The sequence below is a fragment of the Lactobacillus kimbladii genome (genome assembly GCF_000970755.1).
GTDB classification, from domain to species: domain Bacteria; phylum Bacillota; class Bacilli; order Lactobacillales; family Lactobacillaceae; genus Lactobacillus; species Lactobacillus kimbladii.
The window spans coordinates 1,832,933-1,848,200 of sequence record NZ_KQ034007.1; the positions used below are offsets into that span (position 1 = coordinate 1,832,933).

The window sequence follows — 15,268 nt, forward strand, 5'->3', positions numbered from 1 at the left end:
CCCCTTCATTGATCAGGCCTTCTGCCTCTAAAAGATTAGTAAAGTAAAGGAAGCTTTTCTTAACCAATTCGTTAGCGTGGTCACTTGATCTAAAGTTATTGATTGTATGATATGAAATCTGCTGGTGCTCAGCTAATACCATCATCGGCAAATTTTCTGCCAGCAGCAGCTCAATCTTTCTGCCTGAAAACACTCTGCGAGAATAAGCAAAGAGCAAAATCTTCAGCATCATAGCCGGGTGATAAGCAGGCCGCCCAGTTTTGGCAGTATCACCCAGCAAAACATCTTCTGGGATCGAGTCAACGAACCAGCCAATCACGGTCGCTAAGTGATTATTAGGAATAGTAAAGTCTAAATTAAGTGTTAAAGCAGTTTGGCCTGTGATATAATCTTTGTACATGTTAGTTTCCACCTTTTTGTTTTTATTTTGTGGTGATTTAATAATATCAAGGCAGAAGCTAAAAGTATAGCAAAAGAACGATGAAATCCGTAAGGAAATCATCGTTCTTTTTTAGTGGTCTGGGAACTAGTTTTTTTCCCAGACTCTTTTTATTTGCGTTAATTTTTTGCAATTTCTAATTGTTGTGTTTATTTTGAGTGAGCTTATTAAAAATCACCAGTATTTGCTGGTGACAAAGGGATGTAAAAAACTAAAGACAGCTAGTCAGAAACATTTTTAATTTTGACAAATTTTAGTTTGAAAACACCTTTCTATGACTCTCAACATCAATAATTATTATAACTATTATTTTATAATTTTAAAAAATATAGCTTTATTTTAAAATAGTTCTTTCGATTATAAAATGTTTAGCGTATAGTGAGAAGACGTAGAAGAATTTAAAATAATTAAATACTTTTACTTACGTTTTTTAGAATAGAAAGGATGTTTATATTAATGGAAAATTACAAAAAATATGATAAGTTAAATTACTATCTTGCGCTCTTTTTTTCGGGAATAGTTTATCCGTTTATAAACTTATTGCTTGCTTTGGTGTTAAAAAGATTAATTGACTCAGGGATTGCCAGGAATGTTTATGAATTAGAAAATGCAATATTTGTTTGTTTATTAGTATGTATATTTTTGGCAGCTGCTGTTTTTACCAGTGAACTAACCAAAAATAGGTTTGTTAATAATTTTAGTAAAAAATATCGCAGGCATATTTTTAATGAGATTATTGCAAGTGACCTAAATGAATTCAGCAACAATAGTACCGGAGATTTTTTGGCAACAATGACCAATACTGTATCGACAATTGAGGAAAAATATATCAAATCTTTCTTTAGTATTGTTTCTAACTCGTCATTATTGCTTTTCTCGATTATAGGGATGTTTATGATTAACTGGCAGCTGTCAATACCAGTGCTAATAGTAAGTTTAGTGCCAATTATTGTTATGAGTTTGTTGGGTGGGAAAATGCAAGCAAAGCAGAATCTGGCTTTGACACAACAAAATGCCTATGTCTCCAAGGTAAAAGACGCATTTTCAGGCTTTTTAGTAATTAAAAGCTTTAATATTGAAAAGCAAATTAGCAAAGAATTTCAGAACGGTAACGATAAACGGGCTGATAGCGAGTTTTCTCTGTCAGAACTTAATAATATTTCGGGATCAATTTCGAATTTCTCTGGATATTTAGTTTTTCTGGTTGCATACGGACTCGGTATGTTTATGGTAATTAATGGAAACACCAGTATTGGTGGAGTTACAGCAATTGTGCAATTAGTTAATTTTATTGTAATGCCATTGAGCAAATTGGGCTTGGAAATGAATAACAAAAAGGCTGGTTTAGCCGCCAGCAAAACTCTGAATCAGTTGCTGGAGAAAGTGCATAATCCGGTAAAAGATAACAGCAACTATTTGAAATTGAACAGATTTGAAAATGAGATCAAATTGACCAACGTTAGTTTTTCCTATCCCCAGCATGATGAAGCGGAAAAAACAGTACTTTCAAACATCAACTTACAAATAGAAAAAGGCAAGAAATACGCGCTTGTAGGTATGTCGGGCAGTGGTAAAACAACATTATTAAAGTTACTAATGAGATATTACAAATTGACTAAGGATGGCAACATCAGTATAGATAGCGTAAATATCAATAACATTAATTTGTCATCGCTTTATAAACTAATAAATATTGTCCAACAGGACGTCTATATTTTTGATAATTCTCTTGCGTATAATATAATGCTAGGCAAATCTTTTACAGATAAAGAACTGAATTATGCTATAAATAAGGCTGGTTTAAGAAAGCTAGTAGACGGCAATTCTAAGGGCGTTGATCTGAATGTTGGAGAAAATGGCAAAGCTTTATCTGGTGGCCAAAAGCAGAGAATTTCTATAGCGCGAGCATTAATTAGAAAAACACCTATTTTATTAATGGATGAAGCAACGTCATCTTTAGATCAAAAAAATACTACTGCAATTGAAAATGCCATTTTAGAAATAAAGGATTTAACATCAATTGTGGTAACACATAAATTGAATCCAAACTTATTACAAAAATATGATGCGATAATTTTTATGAAAGACGGCACTATTACTGAAGAAGGTTCTTATGAAGAATTAATGAAGCAAAAAGGTGATTTATATAATCTATGCAGCCTAACTATGATTAATTAGTTTATAGCAATCAATGTTTTGAAAAAATTGCAATAGAAATTGACATAGCAAAAAAGCGTGCTTTTAAGCACGCTTTTTCTTGTTTATTTTGCTCACATGAGCCGAGTCTTATCTTTGCCAAGATTTACCCTAAATCAGCACCGTTAGTGGAAATAACCTTCTTGTACCAGTCAAATGACTTTTTCTTGTAGCGCTTAAAGGTTCCGTGGCCTTCATCGTCTTCATCAACATAAATAAAGCCATAACGTTTCGACATTTCACCAGTTGAAGCACTGACCAAGTCAATACATCCCCAAGGAGTATAGCCCATAACATCAACGCCATCGTCTATTGCCTGGGAAATAGCCTCGATATGTTCATGCAAGTAGTCAATCCGGTAATCATCTGCCACATAATGGTTTTCATCCGGCTTATCTAACGCGCCCAGACCGTTTTCAACAATGAAAACAGGTTTTTGGTAGCGATCTGATAGTTGGTTCAGGGCAATTCTTAATCCGGTTGGATCAATTTGCCAGCCCCAGTCACTGCTCTTTAAAAATGGGTTCTTAACGCCGCCTATCATATTGCCGTCAGCAGTTTCTTGGTTTTCATGGGTAACATCAACTACGGATGACATATAATAGCTAAAACCAATATAGTCAACTGGATATTGAGCTAACAATGCTAATTCATCATCAGTATAATCAATGTCAGCTAATTGCACGCCTTGACGAGCCAACAAGCTCTTGGTATAAGCAGGATAATGTCCTCTGACTTGAACATCGGCACAGAAAAAGTTATTAGTCTGATTATCTTGCAGGGTAGCCAATTGGTTCTTAGGATTTGAATCATAGCTGTAAGTAGTAGCGTATAAAATCATGCAGCCAATTTTCATATCAGGATTGAGTTCATGACCAATTTTAACTGCTTTTGCACTAGCAACAAATTGGTTATGCCAAGCCTGGTAAATATTTTTCTTATCGTCAGCGCCGTTACTTGTAGTTAAGCCCTGACTCATAATTGGAAAGTGAGCTGCACTGTTAATTTCGTTGAAAGTCATCCAATATTTAACCTTGTCTTGGTAGCGAGTTAAAACGGTGCGGGCAAAGCGCTCGTAGAAGTCAATCAGCTTCTTGTTCTTCCAGCTGCCATATTCTGTAATTAAATGAAGAGGTAATTCATAGTGAGAAATAGTAATTACAGGCTCAATATCATGCTTTAAACATTCATCAATTAGTGAGTCATAAAACTTAAGTCCCTCTTCGTTAGGAGTTTCTTCATCTCCATTAGGAAAGATTCTGGACCAAGCAATTGAAAAACGGTAGCACTTGAAGCCCATTTCGGCAAAAAGTGCAATGTCTTCTTTATAATGATGATAGTGATCAATGCCAATATGATTAGGATAAACATAATCTGGCTTAATCTTAAAATCAAAATCAGGTGAAGCAATGATTTTCATTCGGTCTTTACCGCCAGGCATAACATCTGGCAAAGATAAGCCCTTACCTCCCTCTTGGTAAGCACCCTCTAATTGGTTGGCGGCAGTAGCGCCGCCCCATAAAAATCCTTTAGGAAAATTATTTGTAGTCATTGTTATCTCCTTTCGTTATTTCAGGTCTAATAATGGATCCCCGATAGTTATTGTACCATTCGCAACTACATTAACTTCATGGTAACTATTAGAATTAGTAACAATTACTGGTGTAGTAGTTTCAAAGCCAGCTTTTTTAATAGCCTCAAGGTCAAATTTAATAAGAGATTCGCCCTTTTTGATACTCTGACCTTTTTTAACTAAAGTAGTAAAGCCTTTGCCATCAAGTTCCACCGTATCCATACCAATATGAATCATTACTTCAGCGCCATTATTAGATTTAAGTCCGATTGCGTGGCCGGTAGGGAAAACCATTACCACTTCACCATCAAGGGGTGAACAAACTTTGCCTTCTTGTGGTTCAATCGCAACGCCTTTGCCCATTGAACCACTGGAAAAGACTTCATCTTTAACCTCGCTTAATGGCACAACCTGTCCATTTAACGGAGCTACCAATTTTTCTTCCTTATTGTATGAAACTTCTGGTTTAACATTTGCGGAACTTGCAGAATTGTTTGTTGCGGCATCATCTGTGCCTGCATTTGTAGCTGTGGCTAAAGCAGCTTGTTCGGTTATAGGTGCATCAACACTGTTTTTACCAAATAGCATTTGGAAAGCAAAGCCTAAAACTGCAGCTATCGCCATAGCCAAAATCAAACCGTAAACACCAGTATCAATACCATTTTTACCAATTGCATCTGGAATTGAGAAGATTCCCATTCCGGCCATTTGGAATACTTTTACTTGGAAGAAGCCAATGATGCCGGCACCAATTGCAGAGGCAATACAACTTAAAATAAACGGCTTCTTTCTTTCAAGGGTGACACCATAAATAGCCGGCTCAGTAACTCCGAAAATACCAGAAACAAAGGCTGGAATTGCAATACTGCGGGTTTTTTCATCTTTAGTTTGGAAAATAATTGCTAAAACGACACCCGTTTGAGCAAATGAAGCCGCTAAAGATAAGCCTAAGATTGGATCATAGCCTAAAGCAGCAATATTGGTCATCATGACTGCCACAAAGCCCCAGTGAACGCCAAAGATAACAAATACTTGCCAGAATGCGCCCATTAAAATGCCGGCTATAACAGGACTAAAGTTGTAAACTCCACTAACAGCTGCTGCAATAGCATTACCAAGCCAGGTAGCAACAGGGCCAATGACAATAAAGGTAACAGGAATAGTAATTAGTAAAACCATAAATGGCACTAAGAAAGTTTTGACAACATCAGGAATAATCTTTTTAGCCAATTTTTGCACTTTAGATGCAAACCAAATTGAAAGGATAATCGGAATGACTGATGAAGTGTAGTTCATCGAAATTACTGGAATTCCCAAAAAAGTCATGTGAATTGGTGCTTGGAGAATAGTACCTTTAAATACAGTAAACAGAGTTGTTTTACTGCTGGCCATTGCGACAATTGAAGGATAGCAAAGTGCAGCACCAATTGTTGCACCTAGATAGCCATTCATGCCGAACTTTTTAGCTGCTGAAATTCCTAAAATAACTGGCAGGAAGTAGAATAAACTGTCACCAATGGCATTCAAAATAATGTAAGTACCAGAAGTTTGTGCTTCCCAGCCAAAAGCCAGAAACATGGCATTAAAGCCCTTGATCATACCGGCAGCACACATTGGTCCTAAAATCGGGTTGAAAATACCGGAAATTAAATCAATAAACTTATCGGCTAAACTCATGTTGCTGGTATCTTCATAATCATCGGGCACGCTGCCGCCACCAGAAAAGCCGCCTACTTTAACCAGCGTGTCGTAGACATCAGCGACATTATTACCAATCACAACTTGGTACTGACCGCCCGATTTCACAACAGAAATTACGCCATCAGTGGCCTTTAATTTGTCATCGTTAGCCTTTTTCATATCTTTTAATTTAAAACGTAAGCGCGTAGTACAGTGCACAACACTGATCACGTTATCTTTACCGCCAACATCAGCGATAATTTCACGACTTAAGTCTTCGTAAGTCATTTTTTCCTCCTAAATATCAAAACCCGAGGACCTCAAGAAAGCACCTCACTAATTTATTGTGAGATTTTTACTTGAAGTTCTCGGGTTAATGCCTGTAAACAGTAACACACCGTTTAAACTAATAAATTATTAAAATAGAGTAAATTTAATTCTTCTGCGATTGAGCATCTTTTTGCCTATGCGTTACCCTCCAGACGTGAAGAGTTAAATATACCTGATCATCAGGCTGTAATTGCCAGCCTGCTTGCTTGTATAAGTACGTGCCGATTTTTTGGACAGTATCATACGCCTTTTTGTATTTTACTTTCATCAGCTCAATTAGTGAATGATCAAGCTCACTACCTGAATCTTTGTCACTTTCGCCACACATATGCCTTACCATAAAGGCACGTAAGTGCGTCATGAACCTGTTGAAGTTGAACGATTCAGTATCCAGCTGCATTCCGTATTGATACTGGATAATATCAATTACTCCCTTAATTTGTTTAGTAATTTTAATCGTATCCTGCAGCTTTGTTTGACCAGAACCAGCGTTAATGAAATGATATGTCAGATAAGTGGCTTCACTTTGAGGAAAATCAAGCTTGGTTTTTTCCTGCATTAACTTTAAAGCTTCCTGAGCCGTACTATATTCCTTCGGAAATATTTTCTTCATTTCCCAACCAAGCGTATCCTGGCCTAATTCAATATTTCCTGTTGCACGTGTTAACATAAAATCAATGTGATCAGCTAACACTAAAAATTCATAATCTGAAAAAGTGATCTGTAATTTTTGACTTGCCAAATTAATCACAGCAGTCGTTAACGTCAAGGTCCGCTGATCAATATCTCTTACGCTGTCAATCATCTTAATGTTCTTTTCAACAGCAACGAAACGGCGTGAAATTTTGTTCTCATCAATGGGATCGCCGACTTTTTTGCCAAAGCCAATCCCGTTGCCAATCACCACCCAATCTACTCCGGCTTTATCAGACACTAAGGCAGCGTTGTTGTTAAAATTTTTAACAAATTTCACTTCAACTACTTCCTTTCCAATAAAAAAACCTACAAACAGTACCAAAAAAGTATTGTTCATAGGTAATGCCTGATCAAATCAGTAACACGTCTACTTACAGCTGATATTATAAATCAGTATTAAAGCGATTTCAATACTTATTTGATTATTTTTTTAAGTGTTTAATTCAAGACAAATAATTGTGCTTTAAGCAAATTTATACTTAAATAGTAGCTGAAGCCTAATAGCAGTTTAAAGGAAAAGGATCAAATGGCAAGTAAAAAGCAAGCAAAATCTTTAAAACAGCAAATATGGTCCACTATTCGTGTGTTACTTTTAGGTGCCCTGTTCTATCTGGGCGTAACCTTGATCTTTTTCGGCTCCGGTTTTGGCAACTCCTATGTAGTGCAGCAAAATGCGGAAAAAGCAAATACCACTTTAACACAAAAGAAAGCAGATAGAAATAAAAAACGCAAAACAAGTTATGATGCCAGCAAAACCAAATCAGTTAGTGCAGCCAGCGTCCTGAGAGCCAAGCAAATTAAGGCCTACGCTATTGGCCGCATTGCTATTCCTGCTGTTAATATTCATAATCCGCTCTTTGCCGGTTATGGCGATCAAAACCAGAACTTAGAATACGGTGTCGTTACCTGCCTGCCTGATCGCGTCATGGGTGGTGCTAATAATTATGTACTTGCAGGACACTATATGGGTTCTTATGGTCCAGCAGTTTTGGATAATTTGCATCTGGCTCACCCCGGTGACCTCATCTATGTAACAGACTTGCATCATATTTACGTGTATAAAATAAAAAATATTTCTTTTGCCATCAAACCTACTCAAGTCGAAGTCGAAAATAATGTGCAGGATAAGAGCATGATTACACTAATTACTTGTTCTGATTTTAATACTTCCAAATACGGCTACGGTCAACACCGTACAGTTGCACAGGGCGACTTAATTAGTAAAATGAAAGCAAATCAGCATAATTTGGTTCTTAGCGAATTGACTGCTAAGCCAAAGCATAGCAAAAAAGAACATAATATATCTTTGAAGGGCAATAAACAGCACAGGACAATTAACAAGACTGTGCAAGTCAGGTCAAAGGCCAAGCCAAAATTTTACCAAAATATGACTTTTATCAGGACAGCAATTATTATCTTTAACGTTGTTTTTGTCCTTACTATAGGCTGGCGACTTGGTCATATCTGGTTTTTGAAATAGCAATTGAAAGGTTAACTATATAATAGTAGTAAAAATTATCTATTTCGAAATAGTCATCTGTGTTAATCCATGCTATACTGAGGTTAACACAGTATTATGAGGATAGTATTTGGTTGCGGTTACTTTGGTGTAAATAATTATGTTTATTTTTTGCAAACTTCTTTAATTTGATCATTATAATAATCATGTTATTTCAAAGTAAGCGTTCTAGTTAAAAAAAGCCAAATTTACTGCTATTTGGAATAGTAAAGAAGATGATGACTAAATGACGACTAAAACCCGTGAATCAAGCGGCTTGAATGCCACAATTGAGCCTGCATTTAAATTGCAAAATTCTGCCGCAGATTCCAACACACTTGACAGCTGGATGCCAGATAAAGTTTTGCAAAAAATTGTGGCCGCTAATTTAGGTCAACCAATTAAGCAAATTACTAAAGAAAGTCTTGCCAATCTGACAGAACTTAGTTTAATCGCACCAAAAGAAATACCTGTCGTTCATGGCAAACGGAAATATATTATTTCTCCTGCTGAATATCGCTTACGTTTGCGGCTTAAATCACTCACTGGATTAGAATACGCAACTAATCTAGTTAAAATCAACCTGGCTCCTGACCGTCAGCTAAACAGTGATTGGTGTCACCGGGCTGTTCTTAATTCAACTTTAGCGGATATTTCTGCTTTGCAAAATTTGCATAAATTAACCAATATTAATTTGGAAATGTGCAACTTGCATGATATATCTGCCTTGGCAAATAAACCACAATTGGTTCAACTAAATCTTTCATATAATGCAATTACTGATTTTTCACCATTAAAATCGAATAAGCAATTAATTGAAAGCGGCAGTCTAAAGCTAAGAAAACAGATAATTTTGGCAGAGCCAATTCATCTAACTGCAGGGACTACTTCTTATACATCCGGTCCCTATCAGCTGCTTGATTTTAATGGCAAAAACATGGCACTTAAGATTGAAACTGGTAAGCATCTTAATGCCAAATATTTAGTCAAGCAATATTACAGCAACTGGAGTGATCATGTTGGTCAAGTCAATGGTAAACAGACTGTAACTTGGGACCTTTCGAAACTGCAGCCAGGTGATAGCGCAGCAATGACCGTTAAGTTCCATAGTAATAATTCAGCGCAAGAGCCAATAATTTCAGGCTGGTACATTATTCCGTTTAGAATTGTCAGCGGGCAGCCTATTACAATTCACTTTAAAGATGACGCGGATAATACCATTGCCTGTCAGCAGAAACTATATGGTGACGTTAATACCAGCAGCACTATTACTATTCCAACATTTACTGGTTATTCAATCAGCGCTAAATCAGCTGATGGCACTACGACGCCAATTAGCCAGGACTCTGTCACAACTACTATTACCGCTCACCCACAGGAAATTTCTTTAATTTATACTCGTAACAAGGCAGCAGATATCACCATCCATTATCAAGATGAAACGGGTAAACCAATCGCTCCTGAAAGCACAATTAGCGGTGTCTTCAGTGAACAAAAAATAATTCAGCCGCAGGACATTTCCGGTTATACACCGATTCGTTATCAAATTGACCATAATGGTATTTCACACCATCCGGGAAGCGTAGCTATTGTACTTAACAATCAACCGCAAGAAATTACCTTCTATTATGATAGGGAAAAAGTTTCAAATGTGATTGTTCATTATCAAGATACTGCTGGCAAAAAAGTTGCACCAGATGAAATTCTAAGTGGCTTTGTTAATGATCAGCAAACTGCTCCGGCCTTAAAACTATCAGGGTATACTATTAAACTTAAAGACTTTAACGGTTCACATATTGATACTGGTTTAGATACAACTGTGATTACGCTCAAGCAAAAGCCACAGGAGCTAACCTATATTTATACTAAAAATATCTTAAGTAGTAAAAATACCGTTAAAGAAGAGAAATCGCAAAAATATAAACACAGGCAAAAGACTCATATTAATAGTAAGATACAATCAATAGTTAATAAGAAAAAAGACGTTCGCCAACCTAGTGCTAAAGCAATAACAGGCTGGCAATTAGGACTGTTAGCACTGGGTTTAATATCATTATTCAGTGTTTTAGGATTAGCTATTATTTATTACAATAGAAAAAGCAAACATTAAAAATCAGCGCTCTATAAATGTACTTATGGAGCGCTTTTTCTATACAACTTTAATTAAATTATAATTGTTTCTTATCGCGATTATTATATTATGGATATACAATGATGATGTAAATTGTTATTGGCTAATAATTTAAGAGTTAAAATTTATGAATAAACACATAGAATTAAGTAAACAAAGCAAGAAATTGCTATTTAGTGGAATTACTGCTGCTGCACTGGCACTAGCTGTTGGTGGCCCACATGCAGTTAAGGCTGACAGTGTATCAGGCAACACATTAGCAGCAAGTAGTTTAACGAGAACTGCTAAAACATTTCCATCGAAATCTTTGTGACCAACTTTACCAGCTTCAGCAAAAACTGCCGGTATTAAAAATAAAGTAACAACCAAATCTGATGATACTATTGACGATTGGATGCCTGTCAAGAATTTATAAAAAGTAGTTGCCTATAATTTATATGGTAATCCAAATAGCATAAGCAAAATTACTAAAGAAGATTTGTCTAAATTAAAAACCTAAGCGTTAGAGTGTTCTTGCAGAAAATGATGTCTATTATTATGCAGCTGCAATCAGCATTAAATCACTAACTGGTCTAGAATACGCTACTAATTTATATACAATCAGTTTACCACTAAATATTAAGCACTTTGGGTCTGCACATGCATTATTGCACAGCACTCTATCCGATATCAGTGCAATAAAGGGACTAAAGAATTTATATAGTGTTAATTTCCAACAATGCTCTATTTCTGATATATCTGCATTAGCAAATAAACCTTTGTTAACATCAGTTCCTATTGTTTATAATGGTATTACTGACTTCTCCCCATTAGGTTCAGATAAAAACTTAAGCCAAGCGTATGGTTATTATCAGGACGTTAGCACAAATGGATACTACCTTTCATCAAGCACACCATTCTACACATTCCGTTATAATAATTTAATTGGTATTGATGGAAAACCAATGAAGATTCGGGTGGCAGATACAGATGATGTCCAACACGATCATTATGTTAAATATTACCTCAGCAATTGGAAGAAAAATGCCGGTGTAGTTTCAAATGATGGAAAATCAGTTACTTGGGATATCACTGGAATTAGTTCAGAGCCTCAGTCCATTCATTACATGACAATTAATTATAAAGGTTCTTATGGTGAAGGCGGATGGTTCATTATCCCATTCATCGTATATGATTAATTTAATTATTTTTGATGATAAATATAATTTAATATAAAAAATAGTGTTCTAATTTATAAATGAATTAGAACATTATTTCTTTATGATCAATGTGCTAAGTATCACAATGAGTTTGACTTTTGCCTAAGCCAGCCATATACTAAACCTATATTAATATGCAGTTTAGAAGAGGAATTATATGAGTACACATAAGAATGCTAACAAGCAAGGAGAAAAAATATTGCTCGGCGGCGTGGCCGCAGCTGCTTTAGGCTTAATTAATGCTAAGCCCCAAACGGTGAAAGCAGCTAATCAGAATGGCACTCGTGCCACCAAGAAGACTGTTAGAAGAGCAGTCAAGACTAAATTGAACTACCAAAGTGAAACTGGTTCAGAAACGGAAGGCGAAACAGCTACTAATGATGACCACACTGACCAAGACAGCAGCAGTCAATCTGCTGGCAATGAAGATAGCATTAGCACTGCAAGCAGCACAGCAAGTGGCAGTAATCAAAATGCAGCTGCAGGCAATACCAGTGATCCAAGCACCATAGACGATGCAAAAGCTAACAAGCAAGAAGCGAGTTCTACACAATTTGATCCTGCTAACGCAATTCGTGACAGCAATACTACCATCTCAAGTACTTGGGAAGATATACCTGTCACGTTTAATAATGGCGTATTATCTCTAGGTGAAAAAGGCAAAACCTATACAATAAATAATTCAGACAATAAGGATATTAGTTTTAACAATAATATCAGTAATATTTCCGGAGCCGATATCACAGAAATCGATATTAATGCTCCCATTGCCATCATTGGATCTGCTGAGATGCTTTTTTCTCGACTCACGAATCTTAACACAATCAATGGCTTAGATAAACTAGATACTTCTAAAGTAACGAGTATGCTATGGATGTTTTTTGACTGTAAAAAAATAGTTTCTTTAGATCTCTCAAGTTTTGATACTACCAATGTGACCAGCTTTAATGTAATGTTTTCCGCAGACCCCAGCCTAACTAGCGTGGATCTATCCAGTTTTACTGTTGCAAATGATGCCACAACGATGGGGATGTTTGTATTAAGCAAAGATTATACCTCCAGTTTGACCAAATTAATTTTAGGTAAAGGTTTTAAATTCACTACAACTAATGGTAGACCCAACAATTCACTCCAGCAACCAGGAACCTGGGTAAACATGGGGGAAGGCGATGGTTCTCTGACCAAGGGTACTAATCAGTGGTCTTCAGCCGATTTCATGACCAATTACCAAGGTGATAGAGACCATGACACTTATGTTAGATATACTGGTGGCACCGTTACTGTTCATCGTCAAGACGAAGACGGCAAGCAGCTAGTTGATCAAGATGGTAAGGAAATTCCTGATGAAAAACTTTTCGGCAACATTTCAGACTCGGTAACTGTTGATACCAGCAAGGAAATTGCCGGTTACAAGTTCAAAGAAAACAAGAATTCTGATATAAAAGCATTTATCTCTGACCCGCAAGATATTACTTTGGTCTACTCTAAGAGTAAAACTGATAACACTTGGGAAGGTGTTCCTTTTACCTTTAATAATGGCATCTTATCGCTTGGTGAAAAAGATAAGACATATACAATTGACAACACCGCCGAAAAAGAAATTGGCATTAATAATAATATAAATAATATAAATACTGATAATATTAATGAAATAGATATTTTGGGAAAAATAACAATTAATGGGCCAGCTGATTCATTATTTGATACTCTTCCTAATTTAACTCAAATTAACGGCTTAAATAACCTCATTACTTCAGATGTCACTGACATGAGCTACATGTTTGCCAATTGTCCAAAATTAGTTTCATTAGATCTCTCAAGTTTTGATACTAGCAAAGTTGCATTCTTTTCTTCTATGTTTTATGCAGATACTGACCTATCTAGCGTAAACTTATCTAGTTTTACAATTACTGATGATGCTGTAGATTATAGTTTGTTTGATTCATGTACAAATTTAACTAAATTAGTTTTAGGTAAAGGAATTAAATTCACTACAACGAATGATCTACCAAATGATTCACTTCAACAACCAGGTACCTGGGTAAACATGGGTGAAGGAAACGATTCCTTGACTAAAGGTACTAATCAATGGTCTTCAGCTGACTTAATGACTAATTATCGAGGTGACAGAGACCATGATACTTACGTTAGATATACTGGTGGCACCATAACCATTCATCGCCAAGATGAAGAAGGCAAGCAGCTAGTTGATCAAAAAGGTGAAAAGATTCCTGATGAAAAACTTTTCGGCAACATTTCAGATCCGATAACTGTTGACACCAGCAAAGAATTTGCTGGCTACAAGTTCAAAGAAAACAAGAATTCTGATATAAAAGCATTTATCTCTGACCCGCAAGATATTACTTTGGTCTACTCTAAGAGTAAAACTGATAACACTTCTGACACTTCGGATGGTTCCGACGGCTCTAACAGTTCGAATAGCTCTAATAGTTCTGACAGTTCTGAAAGCTCGACTGGCTCCGAAAGCTCAACCGGTTCTGAAAGCTCGACTGGCTCCGAAAGCTCAACCGGTTCTGAAAGCTCAACCGGTTCTGAAAGCTCGACTGGCTCTGAAAGCTCAACTGGCTCCGAAAGCTCAACCGGTTCTGATAGCTCGACTGGCTCTGATAGCTCAACCGGTTCTGAAGGTTCAACCGGTTCCGAAGGTTCGACTGGTTCTGATAGTTCTAACGGTTCAAATAGCTCGAACAGCTCCAATGGTTCAAATAGCTCTAACACTTCAAACAGCTCAAATAGTTCTAACAGCTCTAACGGCTCCAACAGCTCGAATAGTTCCGATAGCTCTGATGGCTCAAATGGTTCTGACAGCCCTAACAGTTCTGATAATTCCAATGGCTCTAATGCTTCCAATACTGCTGGTTCAATTGTCAACAGCCCTGCAGCCATAGCGCCTGCAGTCACAGTTCATTATCAAGATGAACATGGCAACTCCATTGCCCCTGACCGCGTAATCCAAGGCCGCATTGGTGATGGCTATACGACTGGTGCTGAGACTGTCTCCGGCTATACTTTAAAGACTCGGCCCGATAATGCGACTGGCTTCTTCATCAACAGTCCGCAAAGCGTGACCTACGTTTACAGCAAGAATGATGGCCAAACTAATAATTCTACCACTGCCCCAGCTGGAAACCAGACTCAGACTGACAATGAGCCGACTCCAATTCCAACTAGCAAAAAGAACAAGAAAAAGAAGGCAATTAAAGGCCTTCATGCAAATAAGCAGAGCAAGAAAGCACCTGCCAAATCAATCAAAGGTCTCACAGCTAACAAGCATCAGGCTAACCACCCTGCTAAACTGGCGGCTGCAAGTCGCAAATTAAACAAGACTTCTAGCTCTGACCCACAAAAAGGCAAGCTGAATCAGAACAGCAGAACTGATGCATTGCCGCAAACTGGTGCAGAGAAGCACAATAGTTTGGCCATGCTGGCCCTAGGCGGTTTGGCCTTAGCCACTGCTCTAGGTGCTGCTTGGCTTGAGCGTAAGAAAGACTAATTAAATTCTGAA

10 protein-coding genes are annotated in these 15,268 nt (G+C 37.0%); 6 read left to right on the plus strand and 4 right to left on the minus strand.

Annotation, left to right across the window (positions count from 1 at the left end; genetic code table 11):
* Positions 1–400, minus strand: a 400-nt coding sequence (locus tag JF75_RS09020; RefSeq protein ID WP_046332728.1) for an IS1182 family transposase, incomplete at its 3' end; no start/stop codon positions are given.
* A 495-nt stretch (positions 401–895) separates the two neighbouring features.
* Between JF75_RS09020 and JF75_RS09025 the strand changes: the two genes are divergently transcribed.
* Positions 896–2,617: an ABC transporter ATP-binding protein gene (locus JF75_RS09025; RefSeq protein ID WP_052726910.1), complete on the plus strand. Its 1,722-nt coding sequence runs from the start codon at positions 896–898 to the stop codon at positions 2,615–2,617.
* A gap of 124 nt (positions 2,618–2,741) precedes the next feature.
* Here the strand turns inward: JF75_RS09025 and JF75_RS09030 are convergent, their stop codons facing one another.
* The 3 genes from JF75_RS09030 to JF75_RS09040 form a co-directional block, all read right to left on the minus strand.
* A complete protein-coding gene (locus tag JF75_RS09030) occupies positions 2,742–4,187 on the minus strand; it encodes a glycoside hydrolase family 1 protein (protein WP_046332730.1) in 1,446 nt (481 codons plus the stop codon).
* Positions 4,188–4,202: 15 nt separating this feature from the next.
* Positions 4,203–6,176 carry a beta-glucoside-specific PTS transporter subunit IIABC gene (locus tag JF75_RS09035; protein ID WP_046332731.1) on the minus strand — a complete coding sequence of 658 codons (1,974 nt, stop codon included), beginning with the start codon at positions 6,174–6,176 and terminating at the stop codon, positions 4,203–4,205.
* 145 nt (positions 6,177–6,321) lie between these two features.
* A complete protein-coding gene (locus tag JF75_RS09040; protein WP_046333000.1) occupies positions 6,322–7,191 on the minus strand; it encodes a PRD domain-containing protein in 870 nt (289 codons plus the stop codon).
* Positions 7,192–7,440: 249 nt separating this feature from the next.
* Between JF75_RS09040 and JF75_RS09045 the strand changes: the two genes are divergently transcribed.
* The 5 genes from JF75_RS09045 (at position 7,441) to JF75_RS09065 (ending at position 15,256) form a co-directional block, all read left to right on the plus strand.
* Positions 7,441–8,394 carry a class A sortase gene (locus tag JF75_RS09045; protein WP_046332732.1) on the plus strand — a complete coding sequence of 318 codons (954 nt, stop codon included), beginning with the start codon at positions 7,441–7,443 and terminating at the stop codon, positions 8,392–8,394.
* 265 nt (positions 8,395–8,659) lie between these two features.
* Positions 8,660–10,522 carry a MucBP domain-containing protein gene (locus tag JF75_RS09050; RefSeq protein WP_046332733.1) on the plus strand — a complete coding sequence of 621 codons (1,863 nt, stop codon included), beginning with the start codon at positions 8,660–8,662 and terminating at the stop codon, positions 10,520–10,522.
* A gap of 148 nt (positions 10,523–10,670) precedes the next feature.
* The gene (locus JF75_RS09055; RefSeq protein ID WP_046332734.1) at positions 10,671–10,856 is read left to right on the plus strand and encodes a hypothetical protein; all 186 of its coding nucleotides are present in this window, start codon (positions 10,671–10,673) and stop codon (positions 10,854–10,856) included.
* Positions 10,857–11,301: 445 nt separating this feature from the next.
* Positions 11,302–11,721: a hypothetical protein gene (locus tag JF75_RS09060; RefSeq protein ID WP_046332735.1), complete on the plus strand. Its 420-nt coding sequence runs from the start codon at positions 11,302–11,304 to the stop codon at positions 11,719–11,721.
* Between the two features lie 178 nt (positions 11,722–11,899).
* Positions 11,900–15,256 carry a MucBP domain-containing protein gene (locus JF75_RS09065; protein ID WP_046332736.1) on the plus strand — a complete coding sequence of 1,119 codons (3,357 nt, stop codon included), beginning with the start codon at positions 11,900–11,902 and terminating at the stop codon, positions 15,254–15,256.
* Positions 15,257–15,268: the final 12 nt, after the last annotated feature.

Bases quoted from the DNA above. Each gene is read 5' to 3' on its own strand.
- JF75_RS09030 (WP_046332730.1), bottom strand. From the start codon at position 4,187: ATGACTACAAATAATTTTCCTAAAGGATTTTTATGGGGCGGCGCTACT.
- JF75_RS09055 (WP_046332734.1), top strand. From the start codon at position 10,671: ATGAATAAACACATAGAATTAAGTAAACAAAGCAAGAAATTGCTATTT.
- JF75_RS09065 (WP_046332736.1), top strand. From the start codon at position 11,900: ATGAGTACACATAAGAATGCTAACAAGCAAGGAGAAAAAATATTGCTC.
- JF75_RS09050 (WP_046332733.1), top strand. From the start codon at position 8,660: ATGACGACTAAAACCCGTGAATCAAGCGGCTTGAATGCCACAATTGAG.
- JF75_RS09045 (WP_046332732.1), top strand. From the start codon at position 7,441: ATGGCAAGTAAAAAGCAAGCAAAATCTTTAAAACAGCAAATATGGTCC.
- JF75_RS09035 (WP_046332731.1), bottom strand. From the start codon at position 6,176: ATGACTTACGAAGACTTAAGTCGTGAAATTATCGCTGATGTTGGCGGT.
- JF75_RS09025 (WP_052726910.1), top strand. From the start codon at position 896: ATGGAAAATTACAAAAAATATGATAAGTTAAATTACTATCTTGCGCTC.